The following is a 14,886-nucleotide window of genomic DNA, read 5'->3' as shown; positions in this document are numbered from 1 at the left end:
TTTAATTATACCTGAATGGAGGTATTGTTCATGAACTATCTCCGTCTAAAATATTTTACAGTGATTGCTAAACATCTTAATTTCTCCAAAGCCGCTCAAGAACTCTATATCAGTCAGCCCGCCTTAAGCAAACATATCATGGAATTGGAAAAGCACTTCGGTACCGCTCTGTTCGTCCGGACAAACCGTAATCTGATCCTTACCGCGGCTGGAAAAGTGCTACTATCTGAAGCTGAAAAAATCTTCGCTAGGGAGCCAGAAGTTTTTCACCTGGTGAAGGAAGCCTCTGCCAAAGAAGCAGGAAAATTGAGCATTGCCTTTGTCAGCACCAGCTTGTCTTTTCACATACCCTTGCTGGTCAAGCATTACAATCAGGATTATCCGATGGTTGATGTAAGCCTGCAGCGGCTCCCCTGGGGTAAGGTGGAACACGCCGTTATCAATAATCAAGCGGATATTGGCTTTATTATATCTTTTGACGATCATTATCTGCCTTTTTTGGATTCTCATGTGCTCACCCGCACTTATTCCGCAATCGTCGCAGCCCATGACCACCCTCTTGCCACGCAGGACAAAGTTCATATTTCTCAGCTAAAAAATGAACACTTTATCCAAGTATCGCCGAGCACCCAACCCATTCCATATAATTACATTATACTGTTGTGTGAAAACGCCGGCTTTACCCCTAACATTGCCACCACTTGTCCCTTAGTGGAGACGGTTTTAATGATGGTACAGGCAGGTCTCGGCATCTCAGTGCTTTCGAGGCTTGCCCCGGTCAAAGGCATGGATAACCTGAAATTCATTGATATCGAGGGAGTAACCCCTTCATCTTTTTCGGTAGTATGGAAAAAAGACTCGAACAATCCTTATTTAGAGAGATTTATTAATAGGATAAAACAATATCAATGGCCGGAATTTGTCTAAAAACCAAAACTCCGCGCTTCCTGTCCCGAGGCATTCTACTGACTTTGCTGCAGTGTCATAGCTGTCCAACAATAAAAAAGCTGAAACTTACCCCAAGTAAAGTTTTCAGCTTTTTTGTTTCAAGGAAATAATACCCCTAAAAAAGCACATCATGTTCCATGAGATAGTGAAATGCTTTTTCCGCTTTAAGATCGTGCTCCACTTTATTGACAAGAGGCCCCAGGTTTTGCCTGGCATTCTCCCCAGCGGACAGCCGATCACCTGATGCGGATCTATCGGGAATTCGGGCCTAAATCCGCCTCACCCGGCGTGAGCTTGCCAGATTCGAATCCAGATTCGAATCTTAGTTTCTCCCAGGCGGTTATCCTCCTGGGAATTCCGGCGGAGGAGCGGGAAGAATTTTTGGCCTGCCATGATGTTGAAAACATGAGCAAACGAGAACTGCAGGCAGCTGTTCAGGAAAAGAAACAGAGCACGGAACTGGTCCCGGTCGTCAAGATAACTCCAAAGCTGAGAAAAATACAGCCCAAAACCGTGCAGCCAACCGCCGAAACCTACACCGAAAGCATGAAGCATGACGAGCAATTTGCCCTGCACCGCGACAACCTGATCAGCGCCTATAGTGAGCTGCTGAAAACACTCGTTGCCCAGAGCAGGATAGACACGACGCGGAAGGAAGTCAACCAGAAAAAGGCCTTGGGAAATTGCGACCAACATGGTTGCGACACTGCAGGAATATCCCCTCGCGATTAGAACGAATTTATCCGTTAAAACAACTAACCCGGAATAATGCCATAAAGCAGCTCCCAGACTACCTATCCCAAGGTAGCTGCCATTTTTCTCATGTTATGAGCTATACAATGTAATCCCCATTCTAATTTGACCTTTGCCAGGCCCTTAAGCATAAATCGTTGCATACCAAAATTGCCTTTGATGTCACCAAAAACACTTTCTACTCCTATAGACCTTAGGCTGCGCATTTGAAGCCCATATTCACTCTTCAAATTTGCCCCAGCCTTAGCTTTGAGTTCATTGCCGCGTCGATTGATGTAAATCCTTTTGTTGTATTCCGGTTTATCGGTCTGTTTTATGCATCGATCACGGTAAGGACATCCTTGGCAGTCGCGACTTTCATAAACCCTTATAGTGCTCTTGCAGCCATGTTTACTGTTCTGCGTACGCGTAGAGTTGTAGATTAGCTCCCTTCCATAGCTGTAAAGGTATTCCTCCTTTTCTTCATTATACTAGTTTTCTAACGTGATGTAACTTTGTTTATGTAAAAGCTCAATCACTTCACTAAAAATATCTACCAGAACATATTTATCTTCATAATTCGTTAAAAAACGCTTGAAATCTCTTGATTTCAAGCGTTTTTTCGGCTGTGTTTTCACACAGCCCCTTTTTCGTCAGACATTGCCCCTAAGCATCGTAGGTGTAGTCTACCAGTGTTAGTTTCCATAAAAAAGAGAGCTGATTGCCAGCGATAATTAAGCACTCCTAAAAGGATCAACATTAGGAAGGCCTTTTTACTTTAAAGAATGACTGACCGTATTTAAGCAGCTCATCTTCAATGATTTTTGTTCTTTCAGGATGTGCCACAGTCTTTACTGAAATTACAGTACCTACACCCGGAAGCATCTTATCCGCAACTTCACGTACGTGTGCGCATATCTCCTCTGCCGTCATACCGGCTAAGTCTAAGAATTGGCCGTCACAAATCCCGCCTACTAATGCAAGTTTATCACCAAACTTCTGCTTGCACGCATAGGTATTATTAGAGACATGGACAACATTCCATGAGGATGCGCCCATATCAGCTATTTCTTCCGCCAGAGGAGCCATAACTCCGCAGCAATGGTGTTCATACATTACTCCCTGAGATGTAACATTATCAATGATTCGTTGCAAATGTGGCTTAATAAGTTGGCGCCAGGTATCAGGCGACATGAATAGCCCCTGTCCCGAACCGTAGTCGTCGTGCATGCACAATGCATCGGGCTTGTAATATTTAATATAATGATTATGAAGCTTGATTTTATGGTCAGCAATGATTCCAAAAAATTCGTAACATGCCTCGGGCTCAATTATCAAATCACAAAGAAGATCCGCTATTGGCGTCATGGAAAAGGCTCGTTCCCACGGTCCTTGGCCATCCTTGACTATTATAAACTTATTTCTGTCTAAACTTATAGCATCGGTTGAAAATTTAGCTTCCCAGTCTATCTCCTCAACATCGGGAATATTAACATATTCCTTCCATTTTGTAATATCTTTGACTATATACTGAGTTGCATCGGGATTAAATGCGCCTATCTTTGGCTCAAACTTCCAATTTTGTCCGAACCAATCGACTGCATCATTTGAACCTGTGGCTTTTCCTTCGTATACCACATGCAAAAAACCAGGCTCAACAGTGCGAATATATTGAATATCTTTCATCAAAGGTAGAAATTCCGGTACTTTATGTTGATAGACAAGCAACATATTTTCTCTAGGTGTTATAGTCATGTGTCTTTACTTCCTTTCAGCTTCCACTATTTTTTAGCCGGTGTGGCAAAAACCCATGTAATATCAAATCATCTTAAATTTTTCAAACAGATATACTTTAGCTAAAACAAGTATACATTTCTTTCACTTTCCGAGCAGCACCTGGTGCGTCGGAGGCATATCCGTCTGCACCGATGTGATCTGCATAAGATTGTCTTACAGGGGCTCCACCGACAAGAATTTTCACCTGATTTCGCAAACCTGCTGCAGTTATTGCTGCGACGGTATTTTTTAAGGATTCTAAAGTCGTTGTAAGCAGCGCTGAACATGCGACAACGTGACAGTCGGGATTGGCATTAATCGTTTCAATAAATTTGTCAGCAGGTACATCAACTCCTAGATCAATTACTTCGTAGCCGGCACTCTCTATCATCATAGCGACGAGGTTTTTGCCTATGTCATGCAAGTCACCGGCCACGGTACCAATTATGCATTTGCCCGCTTTCGCTCCCTCACCTTCTGTCATCTTGCCTTTTAGGATTTCCACACCTGCCTTCATCGCCTTTGCGGCTACAAGCATTTCTGGAACATAAATCTCTCCCGCTGAAAATTTTTGACCTACCTCATTCATAGCATCGGTCATTCCGCCAATAATTTCATTAGCTGCGATTCCTTCATCAAGTGCCTGCTGAACCAGTCCAGGAACAACTTTAATCTTTCCACCTGCTACGGCCTTTGCGATCTCTTTTATTTTTGTCATATTGTTACCTCCCATTATTATTTAAAATGCACTTTGGATTTGAATGGTATGTTTAAAGTTAGATGAACAATATTTCAGCTAGATCATTGCTTAATAAGTAAAAATGATTAACAAAGATAGCAATTTATTCTGTTATTCAATATATAATATAGCTTATTTAGCACATCACTTGTATTCCGAAAATTCAATAGATGTCATAAAGGCAGACTATACACTAATGTAAAATGATATATTCAAAGAAGTCCAACTAGTCAAACTAGTAAAACAACCGACGATAGTGTATTATAGAATTAACTCAATAAGCGTGGGGGTATTGTTATGCGACTTGAGCAATTGCGTTATCTTGTGGAAATCAGCCATACCCGCTCTATCACAATAGCGGCCGATAATTTGTTTATGTCTCAACCAAGTTTAAGCATTGCTATGTCATCCTTGGAGAAAGAGCTGGGCGTCAAGTTGTTTATACGTTCCAAAACCGGTGTTACCCCCACCGCGGTTGGTGCAGAGATCCTCGAGTTGTCTCAGGATGCTTTGATGAAAATCGAAAAAATTTACGTTGTCGCTTCTAAAGAACAAAAAACCGAGCAGCTTAACATACGCGCCCTCCCAGCTATTAACTGCGGCATTATGCCTAAAGCTTTATCAAAATTTCAAAATAGCCATCCTTCGATCCGAACCTACGTCCGAGAAGATAAAACGCAAACCATATTAAGCACTTTATTTCAACAAGGGAAAGATAAGACTCGCAATTTCGGTATTGTCAGTATAAGTGACGCTGTAAATGCCCTTTTTGAAGACAGATTCGCTGAATCAGGTGTAGCTAAAGAGTATCTGTGTTCTGATGAGCAGGTCTGTTTTGTCGGTGCCGCTCATCCCTTAGCTGAAAAAAAACAAATTACGCAAAGTGAGATCCACAAGTTACCCAAGATAAGGTATCAATATTATGAAAATGAGCCTAACGACTATTATGCTTCCCTCATAAGATCGACAAATGATAAGTCCTTTCAATCTATGTACACTACAGAACCTGTTTTAACAGTCGGTACGGTGGACAGCTTGAAAAAACTTGTAGCCGAAAATCTCGGCGTGGCCATTATGCCTAGCATTCTTGCTTACGGTGACAATTATTTTCAAAGTGGCCAACTTAAGATCCTGAAATTTTCCGATATTACTATACCAATGCATTACTATATTGTTTATAAAGCCAAATATCCGTTGAATCCAATTGAGAAGGCCTTTATCCATTATGTAAAGGAAGTTTTTCAGGAGTTTAACGATATGAGGGCTCAATTTGAAATTTGAAATTGCCTGACAGATGCACGACAAAGAAGCCTGCCAGCAGGATGCTAGGGGCTTCTTTTGATTTTCCAGACTTAAGGTTTTACTGCCTTCGTAAGGATTATTAACCGATTGAAGTTCTTAACCTTTCATCACTTCTGCAATCTTTTCTTCTATTTGATCCCCTTCTGCCTTTCCGGCCATTTTCCCTTTATACTCGCCATCATTGAAAAAAAGGATCTGCGGAACCCCTTTAAGAGAAAATCGTTGAAACAAAGCTTGGTCCTCTTCCACATCTACATAATAAAAGCCAAATTCGCCCTTATACTTGGGAGCTAATTCTTCTATTTCAGGTACGACTTCCTTGCAGACATGGCAGCTTTTTCTAGAGTAAACGACCAGGCAAGGTTCACCTTCATCATAGATAATTTCTTCAAAACTATCGAAATCGAGTTGTTGTATAGGCATTTTTATATCCTCCTCTAAAATCGGAATCAAGAGGAAACTCCTGAATCAGAGCTTCCTCTTGGATATGTGTGATGTTTTTAAACCTAAAGGAACAATATTTTAGCCAAAGGATAACCGATAAAGATATATAAAAGTAAGGCAATAACAGTAACCGGGAAACCAATACGCAGAATATCTTTGGTCTTATAAATATCCTTGTTTCCAAACGTCATGGCAGCTTGAGGAGAAGCGCCAGGGGTTAGCATGGCCAAAAATACAATTGCGCTTAAGACCATGGCCGCCGATTTTGGATCAATACCAAATTGTTCACAGAAGACGAAGATAATCGGCATCATAAGGAGAGCTATGGCAGCGTTGTTGGCAAAGCTACTTATGAACACAGCAAAGGTGAACAAAATAGCAATAAAGAGCAGCTCCGATTTCCCGCTTAAAAATGGAGTCAGGATCTGAATTAATAAATCTTTAAAACCAGTGGCATCGCTGGCCAGAGCAGCAGAGCCGTAAAGCGAGGATGGGATCATGAAAAATACGCCCCAGTTAAAGTGTTTGGCAGCCACTTCTTTATACTCCAATAGCTGGCGGTTTTGAAAGTGAACAATGCTAAAGAAAACAACCCAGAAGACAGTTACGCCCAAGGGACCGATGGTCTCCAGGAATGCCACAATGGGATTGCTGGTGGGCAGGACAGAAGGAGCCATTAGCATGAAAATGTAAATCGGAATCATTGCTAAATACAGCTTTTGGGGCAGACCTATCGGGGGCAATTCTTGTCCCGCTGCCAATTTTTCAACGCTGACGTCTCGTAATTTGCTGACATCAGGACGAATAATGAATTTTAGCCCGAGCAAATAGAGCGACGTAAACAGGAAACCCATAATGGTGAGAAAAACCATAAATTGCACGAAAATTATCGGATCCGCATTGCCGCTCAACTCATTATACGTACCTAAGATAGCGACCATCACACCTTTGTAAGGGAAGACGGATCTCGCAAAATTGATTACAAGAAACAACCCAACAAAGAAATAAGGCCAAATCTGATCATCCGAATTGACATCCAGGCCTTCCATTAATCGCAAGGTAATCGGCCACATCAATATCAGCGTAGCAACAGCAGACGTGACACCGGTTATGAAAAAAGCGGCAGCAAACACCAGAGCCATAAACACATAGGGACGGCCATTGAGAATCTTTCTGGTTAGAATCCAACGGGCAATATACTTGGGAGCGCCGGACGCGGTAAAGGCGCCGAACAAAACCATGGCAACCATGACGAGCAGGACTATATTGTTACCAAATGCGCTGGTAAAAACACTTGTAAATCCCTTGGCACCGTTTCCGGCATAGCCAGACAGACCAATAAACAGCAATCCGCATATACTGGGCCATATGGTGCTGACAGTCGACCACCAAATAATCATAGCGAAAAAGGTTCCGGCAACTTTCATCCCCATCGGTGTAAGAGGTTCAATTGGAGGCATAACCCAAAATACAGCAATAATGATAAAGCCGATGAGAGTATAGATATGAGTTTTGTTCAAAGGCATTCCTGCTTTGGAGTCAACTACTTCCTTATTCAATTTATTCGAATTATTCACTTCGATCACTCCTTATCGTAGTATTAAAACTATAGGTCTAAAGTTCCTCGCCGAAAGATACGCAAAGTTCCTGTTTATCACCGTAACCGGTGGTTCCGGCAACCTTAATCTGGTTTGCCAGCTGACCTGCGGCCGCACCAGGTACCCTGAAGGTCTTGATATCCAATCGGGGGATTGGGGTTTCCTGGGGCTTTGCCAGGTGTGGCACATAGCTGTATGGATAGCGGTAAGTCCGATAGACAGTTGGCGCAACAGCATTAGTGAAGGGCGACCAGAATTCCCAAACCACCTCATGATCCGCGGTAACTTCGAAAACCCGAAAACCAGTACCTTCTGTAATAAGCGTATTGCCATTGGGCAGACGCTGGGCAGAGCTTGTCAGAGGGCTGTAGAAACGGTAGTCAAAGATACCGGCTGGTTTATAACCCAGCTCACTAGCGGTCAACTGCCAAACAACTTCCATCGTGACAGGATTTAATTCAATCACTCTGGATCGATCGGCGTGGTCGGCTTTAATGCCGTCTTTTGACACGTTGCTGGGAGTCCCGTAACCCCCCCAACTTCCGTTGTCAAAAATCAGGATATTACCCGCGCCAGGCAAGCCTTTTGGAATCATATGGACATGATGCTGTCCGATAATTTGACCGATGCGCCGCAATTCTTTGGTGGCGGAAAAATCAGGCCCCATTTGCCAGACAATGACACCGCTTTTCTTGTCGATGATGGCGCTAATGTTAGCTTCACGACCGTCCCAGATGATGTTTTCCGGATGGAACCGTTCGTCGCCGGCATCGTACCATTGGTTGGGGCCAAGATAGCTCATGGAATTGATATGGAGCCAATCTCCCATCCCGCCGCCGTTTTCCAGCATATTAGGGTTGCGGTACATAGCATTTTTAGCCGCATCAGAGAAGTTCATTTCTTCAAAATGATCGCTGGCCCGCCATGACCAAAGGATGTTGCCTTCCCAGTCTACTTCGATAAAGCAGTCATCTAGCAAACGTTTTTCGGAAATTTTGGTATTGAATAAATTTTCATGGCAAAGGATGAGAGTATTACCGCCGTCAGTTCGGCACTCCATGCCCGGAATATAATAACCGACCGGATTGCCGTCACGTTGGTAGTCGTGGTGCTGTCTGACCATCCATTGTGGTTTGTTGTCGGGATCTTCGATATACTCCAGCCTATTGAATTTCCAAACCACATTACCTTCCCAGTCAACCTGCACCAAGTCCGTCTGATCCTGGTACCCATACGCCGGATCCCGAATACCCAGGCTGCCAATGACATAACCGCCGGGCAGCAATTTGTTGGGAAAGCCGTGCAAATCTTTCCACAACCGTACCACATTCCCGTTCATATCGATCAGACCGGCTCCCAACTCTCTTATAGACATTAACGTGTAGCCGTTGAAAGCTTTTTCCGGATTATATAAGGTAACTCCCGTAGGGTGAACGAAAGAATAACCCATTACTTAAAACACTCCTTTATTTAAGATTGGATACGCACATATCCATTTTTTTAGCATAGCCGGTTGTTCCTGCCACATCTACGACGTTTTCAACAGTACACGCTGCCGCTTCCGGTACCCGGAAGCGGCGGTTATCCAGCCTAGGGATCGGAGTTTCCATCGGAATGGGAACCTGTGGAACATAGCTATAAGGATAACGGTAAGCCCGGTAAATGTAGTCAACCTTAGCTTCAAATGGTGCCCAATACTCCCAGACGATTTCTAACTCCGGGGTAACTTCAAAAAGACGAGCGCCAACGCCTTCCGTAATCAGTGTATTGCCATTCGGAAGCCTCTGCGCGGAGCCGCCCAACGGACTATAGAAACGATAATCAAGAATACCGGGGCGACCGTATCCCAACTTGCTGGCGGTAACTGACCAAACCACCTCCATGGTAACAGGATCAATTTCTAAGATCCTGGAACGATCCATGATGTTGACTTTCACGCCGTCGAAAGAGGTGTTATTAGGCAGACCATAACCAGCCCAACCGCCGTTATCAAAAACCAGGATATTGCCCTCACCAGGCAAGCCTCTCGGAATCATATGAACATGATGCTGTCCGATAATCTGACCGATGCGCCTCAATTCTTTGGTGGCGAAAAAATCAGGTCCCATCTGCCACACAATAGCACCGCTTTTCTTGTCGATGATGGCGCTAATATTAGCTTCACGAGCACTCCAGATGATGTTTTCGGGATGGAACCGTTCGTCGCCGGCATCGTACCATTGGTTGGGGCCAAGATAGCTCATGGAATTGATATGGAGCCAATCTCCCATCCCGCCACCGTTTTTAAGCATATTAGGGTTACGGTACAACGCGTTTTTTGCAGCCTCGGAGAAATTCATTTCTTTAAAGTGATCACTTGCCCGCCATGACCAAAGGATGTTGCCTTCCCAGTCTACTTCGATAAAGCAATCGTCCAACAGGCGCTTGTCAGAAATTCTCTTTTTGTAAATTGTTTCGTGGCAAAGAAGTAAGGTGTTGCCATCGTCTAGACTGCATTCCATGCCGGGGACATAACTGCCGACTGGGTTGCCTTCCCGCTGATAATCGTGGTGCTGTCTGGCCATCCAGCGTGGCTCGTATGCCGAATCTTCAATGTATTCTTTTTTGTCAAATTTCCAGACTACATTACCGTCCCAATCAACTTGCACTAGATCTGTTTGGTCTTGATAACCAAAAGCTGTGTCCCGAATCCCCAAGTGTCCAAATACCTGGCCACCAGGCAACAATTTGTTGGGAAATCCCTGGAGGTTCACCCAGTTGCGGATGACATTGCCGTTCATATCGATTAGAACGGCCCCCACACCGGCGACGGGCATGATGGTATAGCCACTCCAGGCTTTTTCAGGATCATAGATGGTGACCCCGGTGGGGTGTATAGAAGGTTGACCCAAAATAAAACACTCCTTTAAAAATAGGATATTGTTGTATCAAGTAACCTTACGCCAACCTTAGGTTAAGGTTGCCACTTCCAATATTTTCTCAATTAAGTTACTCGTACAACTTTCCATCTGTTGCTTTTTCTTGTTTCAAATACCAGCTTCCAACTTCTTTATTTGCCAAGCCCTCCTTTTTCCGTCCTTCCCAAGATGTTCATGACCATCTTGGTACATGACTTTGCTGACTTCCAACTGTTCAGCCATACATCACTGCATGGGGTATCATGTTGAAAATCTTGATAACTTTAGATGGACACCCTTGACTTCGACTGGTGGCTTACACTACCAAGCCCACCGCGGACTCACCGCCCAACCACAGGCCGGGCGCAAGTGAAAAAAAAGACTTAATTTGGTAAAAATGATATATAAAAATAAGTTATTATTAATATAGCTTATTTAACTCATCTCTTGTATTTCAAAAATTAAATAGATACATAAAGGCAAACTATGCACTATAGCGAAAATGGTATATTCAAAAAAAGATAATAAAAGCCTGAAACAGATAATGGCGGGGAAATTAATTTCCCCGCCTGCTCAATATATGTGGTAACTTTAAAACTAGAGGAACAATATTTTAGCCAAAGGATAACCGATAAAGATATAGAAAAGCAGTGCAATAACCGAGACCGGGAAACCAATCCGCACAATGTCTTTGGTTTTGTAAATATCCCTACGTGCAAACATCAGAGCCGCTTGAGGAGACGCGCCTGGGGTTAGCATGGTCACAAAGACTATCGCGCTTAAGATCATGGCCCCCGGCTTTGGATTAAGACTCATTTGTTCACAAAAGACAAAGAAAATCGGCATCATAATAAGCGCTATGGCAGTGTTGTTGGCGAAGTTGCTTATGAACAAAGCAAAGGCGAACAGGATGGCAATAAAGAGTATCTCCGATTGCCCGCCCAAGATTGGGGTCAAGATCTGAGTCAAGAACTCTTTAAAACCAGTGGCATCGCTGGTCAGCGCATTGGCGCCGTAAAGAGAGGCCGGGACCATGAAAAATACGCCCCAGTTAAAGTATTTGGCAGCCACCTCTTTATACTCCAATAGTTGGCGGTTTTGAAAGTGAACAATGTTAAAAAAAACAACCCAGAAGACAGTTACGCCCAAGGGACCTATGGTCTCCAGGAATGCCCCAATGGGATTGGTGTTGGGCAGGACGGAGGGAGCCACCAGCATGAAAATGTAAATCGGGATCATCCACAAATATAGCTTTTGGGGCAGTTCTATCGGGGGCAATTGTTGTTCCGCTGCCATTTTTTCGACGCTGACGCCTCGTAATTTGCTGACATCAGGACGAACCATAAATTTTAGCACGAGCAGATAGGCGGCCAGAAACAAGAGACCCATAATGGTGAGTAGAATCATGAATTGCAAAAAAATGGCCGGATCCGTGCTGCCGCTCAATTCATTATACGTGCCTAAGAGAGCGGCAATCGTACCTTTATAAGAGAAGATCGGCCTCCCAAAATTGATCATAAGAAATAATCCAACAAAGAAATAGGCCCAAATTTCATCGTCCGAATCAACTTCCAGAGCCTCCATCAAGCGCAGGGTAATGGGCCATAGTATTATTAGGGTAGCAACGCTCGACGTGAAACCGGCCATGAAAAAACCGATCAAAAACACGAAGGCCATAAACACATAGGGACGGCCATTGATAACTTTTCTGGTCAGGACCCAACGGGCAATATATTTGGGAGCGCCAGACGCAGCAAAAGCGCCGAACAAAACCATAGCAAACATGACGAGCAAGACTACATTGTTACTGAATGCGCTGGTGAAAACACTTGTAAATCCCTCTGCACCTCCTCCGGCATAACCGGATAGACCAATAAGCAGCAGTCCGCATATACTGGGCCATATGGCACCGACAGTCGACCACCAAACAATCATAGCGAAAAAGGTGCCGGCAACTTTCATCCCCAGCGGTGTGAGAGGTTCAATGGGAGGCATAATCCAAAATACAGCCACAATGACAAAACCGATGAGGCTGTAAATGTGCTTTTTGGTGGATACTTCCCCTTCGCTTTCGACTACTTCCGTGACCGGTTTGTTCTTATTCATAACTTTGATCACTCCTTAAACAATAAAGGCTAAGCGCAGAATTTCTGTTTGTCGCCATAACCAGTGGTGTCGGTAACTTTAACCCGGTTCGCCAATCAGCCTGTTGCCGCTCTGGGTATCTGGAAGGTCTGATATCCAATCCGGGAATCGGGGTTTCTTGGGGTCTGCCAAATGTTGTGCATAGCTGTGGTGATAGCAGTAAATCCGATAGACCGTTGATTCAATGGCATTGGTAAAGAGCAGCCAGAATTTCTAAACCACCTCATGATCCGTGATAACTTCGAAAGACCGGAAACCGCTCCCTTCGGTACTAAGAGTATTGCCATTGGCAGACGCTGGACAGAGATGGTCAGTGGCTCTAAACTTCCATCGCGACAAGGTTTAATTGATCACTCTGGAACGATCACCCAAACTTATTTGTGATAAAATTAACTATCGTTTTAATAATACCTTACATATTGCATCCCTTGTATTCCAAATATTTTATAAATGTCATAAAGATAAACTATCTCAACGTGCCTTGAGGATACAAAAAATGTTTATCCACCTCGTTCTCTTTTGCGGACAATCGGTCGGACACACTCTTGAATGCGCTTAAGTAGGTTTTTCTCGCTTTTGGCAATACGTTCTTGGCCTCTTTGTCACCCCTTATCTTGGCGATTATTGGGATCCAGTTTTCCTGAAAAAGGCAGGATAAAATCGTCTATAGTAAGCTGTAGGCTCAGTTTACGGTACGTAATTTTACCTTCAAGTGCACGGTTTTTATAACCAAAATCGATATTCTATGCACTAAGAATGGCAAAAATGCCCGAAAACCCTTGCCAAATCAGAATTTCCCTAACTTTTAACGCCCTTTAGCAAGCCCTAATTATTAATTTTTATCGTTTTAAAAAACCATAGGTCCAGCTTATAATTCGTAATCGATTCCGAATTTGCCCGTACCATACAAAGAATCTCCGGTTCAATTAGTGCAAAAAAGGCTGTCACCGAGACAGCCTACTTTTTTGCTACCTTATGCCTTGAGGATATAAAAATAATAACGTCATTCTAAAGGGGCCGTGTGAAATCTTAATTTTCTCACGGCCCTCTTTAAACCCAAAAAGGTGATTTAATCAAAAAATAAATGGCAAGACTACCTATCCCAAGGTAGCTGCCATTTTTCTCATGTTATGAGCTATACAATGTAATCCCCATTCTAATTTGACCTTTGCCAGGCCCTTAAGCATAAATCGTCGCATACCAAAATTGCCTTTGATGTCACCAAAAACACTTTCTACTCCTATAGACCTTAGGCTGCGCATTTGAAGCCCATATTCACTCTTCAAATTTGCCCCAGCTTTAGCTTTAGCTTTGAGTTCATTTCCAGGATTTTATGCTACACCCTTTGGCTTCGATGCACTGGCCGGCAATTTCGCAATACAGCACATTTTTCAGCTGTACCTCTGATAAAAAAGCGCCTTTCAGTTTCAATTGAAGCTAAAAGGCGCTTATATGCTATTCACTTTGTCGGGATTAATTCTCTTTGTTGGAGCTAATTTATATCCTGCCCCGGCTGAATTATGTCGGGATAGAAATAGGCTGCCATTGCCGCGTATTGATCCTGTGCCGACAGGCAGGTATCCCTTAGATATCCTTTTTCTCTTTTGTATTCCTTGAGGCCACGGTAATAAAACACCTTATGCTCATGGTCAATGATCAAGGGCATGATATCATGCTTCAGGCATTCCTTAAACATAATGATTCGGCCCACTCGTCCATTACCATCCTGAAAGGGATGTATACTCTCAAACCGATGATGGAAATCGACAATATCCTCTATGGTAACCTTCTCTTTATCATGATAATCGGAAAGAAGTTTGCCGACCTCCGACGGTGCCGTTGTCTCCATGTCCCCAACCATATTCGGTCTTGTTTTATAATCTCCGACCCGAAACCATTCCTTGCGCTCATCCGACGTACGACCTTTCAGGAGCCGGTGGAATTCTTTGAGCATTCCTTCCGACAGTTCCCCATCCACATTGGCAAGCATATAATCAAAGCAGAAAAAGTGATTGACTGTTTCAATAATATCGTCAACGCTCGCCGCTTCATTCGGTTCCATAGTGATCGTGTTCGTTTCATAAATATACCGGGTCTGTTCTTCAGAAAGGTGGCTGCCTTCAATCCGGTTGGAGTTATAGGCCAGTTTGATCTGGGTCCGATGGTATAGACCGCCTTTCAGCTTCATTTCCTTTTCTTCCAGCAGCCGAGCCAATAAGCGTTGTTTCATAAGCCTCACTCCTTTCTGCATAATATTTCCATACTAATTATATCACTTCCCAGCCCTTTTATCATCTTTTTGTTT

At 43.6% G+C, this 14,886-nt stretch carries 11 protein-coding genes and 2 pseudogenes; 3 read left to right on the top strand and 10 right to left on the bottom strand.

Translation table 11 applies throughout. The features are described 5' to 3' along the window. Positions 1–15: 15 nt before the first annotated feature. Together DHAF_RS09125 and DHAF_RS09120 are read left to right on the top strand one after the other, a co-directional pair. Positions 16–927, top strand: a complete 912-nt coding sequence (locus tag DHAF_RS09125; RefSeq protein WP_080518266.1) for a LysR substrate-binding domain-containing protein — start codon at positions 16–18, stop codon at positions 925–927. Between the two features lie 264 nt (positions 928–1,191). Then, positions 1,192–1,680, top strand: a complete 489-nt coding sequence (locus tag DHAF_RS09120; RefSeq protein WP_015943686.1) for a DUF3102 domain-containing protein — start codon at positions 1,192–1,194, stop codon at positions 1,678–1,680. A gap of 62 nt (positions 1,681–1,742) precedes the next feature. Here DHAF_RS09120 and DHAF_RS25050 read toward each other — a convergent pair. The 3 genes and pseudogenes from DHAF_RS25050 to DHAF_RS09110 all read right to left on the bottom strand — a co-directional run. After that, positions 1,743–2,171, bottom strand: a pseudogene (locus tag DHAF_RS25050) (transposase); the annotation flags it as partial. Positions 2,172–2,439: 268 nt separating this feature from the next. After that, positions 2,440–3,435, bottom strand: coding sequence for a uroporphyrinogen decarboxylase family protein (locus DHAF_RS09115; protein WP_015943685.1), 996 nt, complete (start codon positions 3,433–3,435; stop codon positions 2,440–2,442). Positions 3,436–3,532: 97 nt separating this feature from the next. Beyond that, positions 3,533–4,174: a cobalamin B12-binding domain-containing protein gene (locus DHAF_RS09110; RefSeq protein WP_015943684.1), complete on the bottom strand. Its 642-nt coding sequence runs from the start codon at positions 4,172–4,174 to the stop codon at positions 3,533–3,535. A gap of 318 nt (positions 4,175–4,492) precedes the next feature. On the opposite strand from DHAF_RS09110, the gene DHAF_RS09105 reads away from it, so the two are divergent. Then, entirely contained in the window at positions 4,493–5,476 is a 984-nt protein-coding gene (locus tag DHAF_RS09105; RefSeq protein ID WP_015943683.1) for a LysR family transcriptional regulator, read from the top strand. Positions 5,477–5,593: 117 nt separating this feature from the next. Here DHAF_RS09105 and DHAF_RS09100 read toward each other — a convergent pair whose 3' ends face one another. The 7 genes and pseudogenes from DHAF_RS09100 to DHAF_RS09075 form a co-directional block, all read right to left on the bottom strand. Further along, positions 5,594–5,920, bottom strand: a complete 327-nt coding sequence (locus DHAF_RS09100; RefSeq protein WP_015943682.1) for a thioredoxin family protein — start codon at positions 5,918–5,920, stop codon at positions 5,594–5,596. An 83-nt stretch (positions 5,921–6,003) separates the two neighbouring features. After that, positions 6,004–7,467 carry an SLC13 family permease gene (locus DHAF_RS09095; RefSeq protein WP_049769595.1) on the bottom strand — a complete coding sequence of 488 codons (1,464 nt, stop codon included), beginning with the start codon at positions 7,465–7,467 and terminating at the stop codon, positions 6,004–6,006. An 88-nt stretch (positions 7,468–7,555) separates the two neighbouring features. Continuing rightward, the gene (locus tag DHAF_RS09090) at positions 7,556–8,989 is read right to left on the bottom strand and encodes an aryl-sulfate sulfotransferase (protein ID WP_015943680.1); all 1,434 of its coding nucleotides are present in this window, start codon (positions 8,987–8,989) and stop codon (positions 7,556–7,558) included. A gap of 16 nt (positions 8,990–9,005) precedes the next feature. Next, positions 9,006–10,430: an aryl-sulfate sulfotransferase gene (locus DHAF_RS09085; RefSeq protein WP_015943679.1), complete on the bottom strand. Its 1,425-nt coding sequence runs from the start codon at positions 10,428–10,430 to the stop codon at positions 9,006–9,008. Between the two features lie 603 nt (positions 10,431–11,033). Continuing rightward, positions 11,034–12,542 carry an SLC13 family permease gene (locus DHAF_RS09080; protein ID WP_015943678.1) on the bottom strand — a complete coding sequence of 503 codons (1,509 nt, stop codon included), beginning with the start codon at positions 12,540–12,542 and terminating at the stop codon, positions 11,034–11,036. A 1,136-nt stretch (positions 12,543–13,678) separates the two neighbouring features. Next, positions 13,679–13,912: pseudogene (locus DHAF_RS25045) on the bottom strand (transposase); the annotation flags it as partial. Positions 13,913–14,073: 161 nt separating this feature from the next. Beyond that, positions 14,074–14,811 carry a Fic family protein gene (locus DHAF_RS09075; protein WP_015943677.1) on the bottom strand — a complete coding sequence of 246 codons (738 nt, stop codon included), beginning with the start codon at positions 14,809–14,811 and terminating at the stop codon, positions 14,074–14,076. Positions 14,812–14,886 lie beyond the last annotated feature (75 nt).

The organism is Desulfitobacterium hafniense DCB-2 (genome assembly GCF_000021925.1).
In the GTDB taxonomy this organism is placed as follows: domain Bacteria; phylum Bacillota; class Desulfitobacteriia; order Desulfitobacteriales; family Desulfitobacteriaceae; genus Desulfitobacterium; species Desulfitobacterium hafniense.
This window is presented reverse-complemented; position numbering and strand designations above follow the sequence as displayed.

Coding starts and splice junctions, on each gene's coding strand:
- DHAF_RS09125 (WP_080518266.1), top strand. CDS start 16: ATGGAGGTATTGTTCATGAACTATCTCCGTCTAAAATATTTTACAGTG.
- DHAF_RS09120 (WP_015943686.1), top strand. CDS start 1,192: ATGCGGATCTATCGGGAATTCGGGCCTAAATCCGCCTCACCCGGCGTG.
- DHAF_RS09115 (WP_015943685.1), bottom strand. CDS start 3,435: ATGACTATAACACCTAGAGAAAATATGTTGCTTGTCTATCAACATAAA.
- DHAF_RS09110 (WP_015943684.1), bottom strand. CDS start 4,174: ATGACAAAAATAAAAGAGATCGCAAAGGCCGTAGCAGGTGGAAAGATT.
- DHAF_RS09105 (WP_015943683.1), top strand. CDS start 4,493: ATGCGACTTGAGCAATTGCGTTATCTTGTGGAAATCAGCCATACCCGC.
- DHAF_RS09100 (WP_015943682.1), bottom strand. CDS start 5,920: ATGCCTATACAACAACTCGATTTCGATAGTTTTGAAGAAATTATCTAT.
- DHAF_RS09095 (WP_049769595.1), bottom strand. CDS start 7,467: ATGCCTTTGAACAAAACTCATATCTATACTCTCATCGGCTTTATCATT.
- DHAF_RS09090 (WP_015943680.1), bottom strand. CDS start 8,989: ATGGGTTATTCTTTCGTTCACCCTACGGGAGTTACCTTATATAATCCG.
- DHAF_RS09080 (WP_015943678.1), bottom strand. CDS start 12,542: ATGAATAAGAACAAACCGGTCACGGAAGTAGTCGAAAGCGAAGGGGAA.
- DHAF_RS09075 (WP_015943677.1), bottom strand. CDS start 14,811: ATGAAACAACGCTTATTGGCTCGGCTGCTGGAAGAAAAGGAAATGAAG.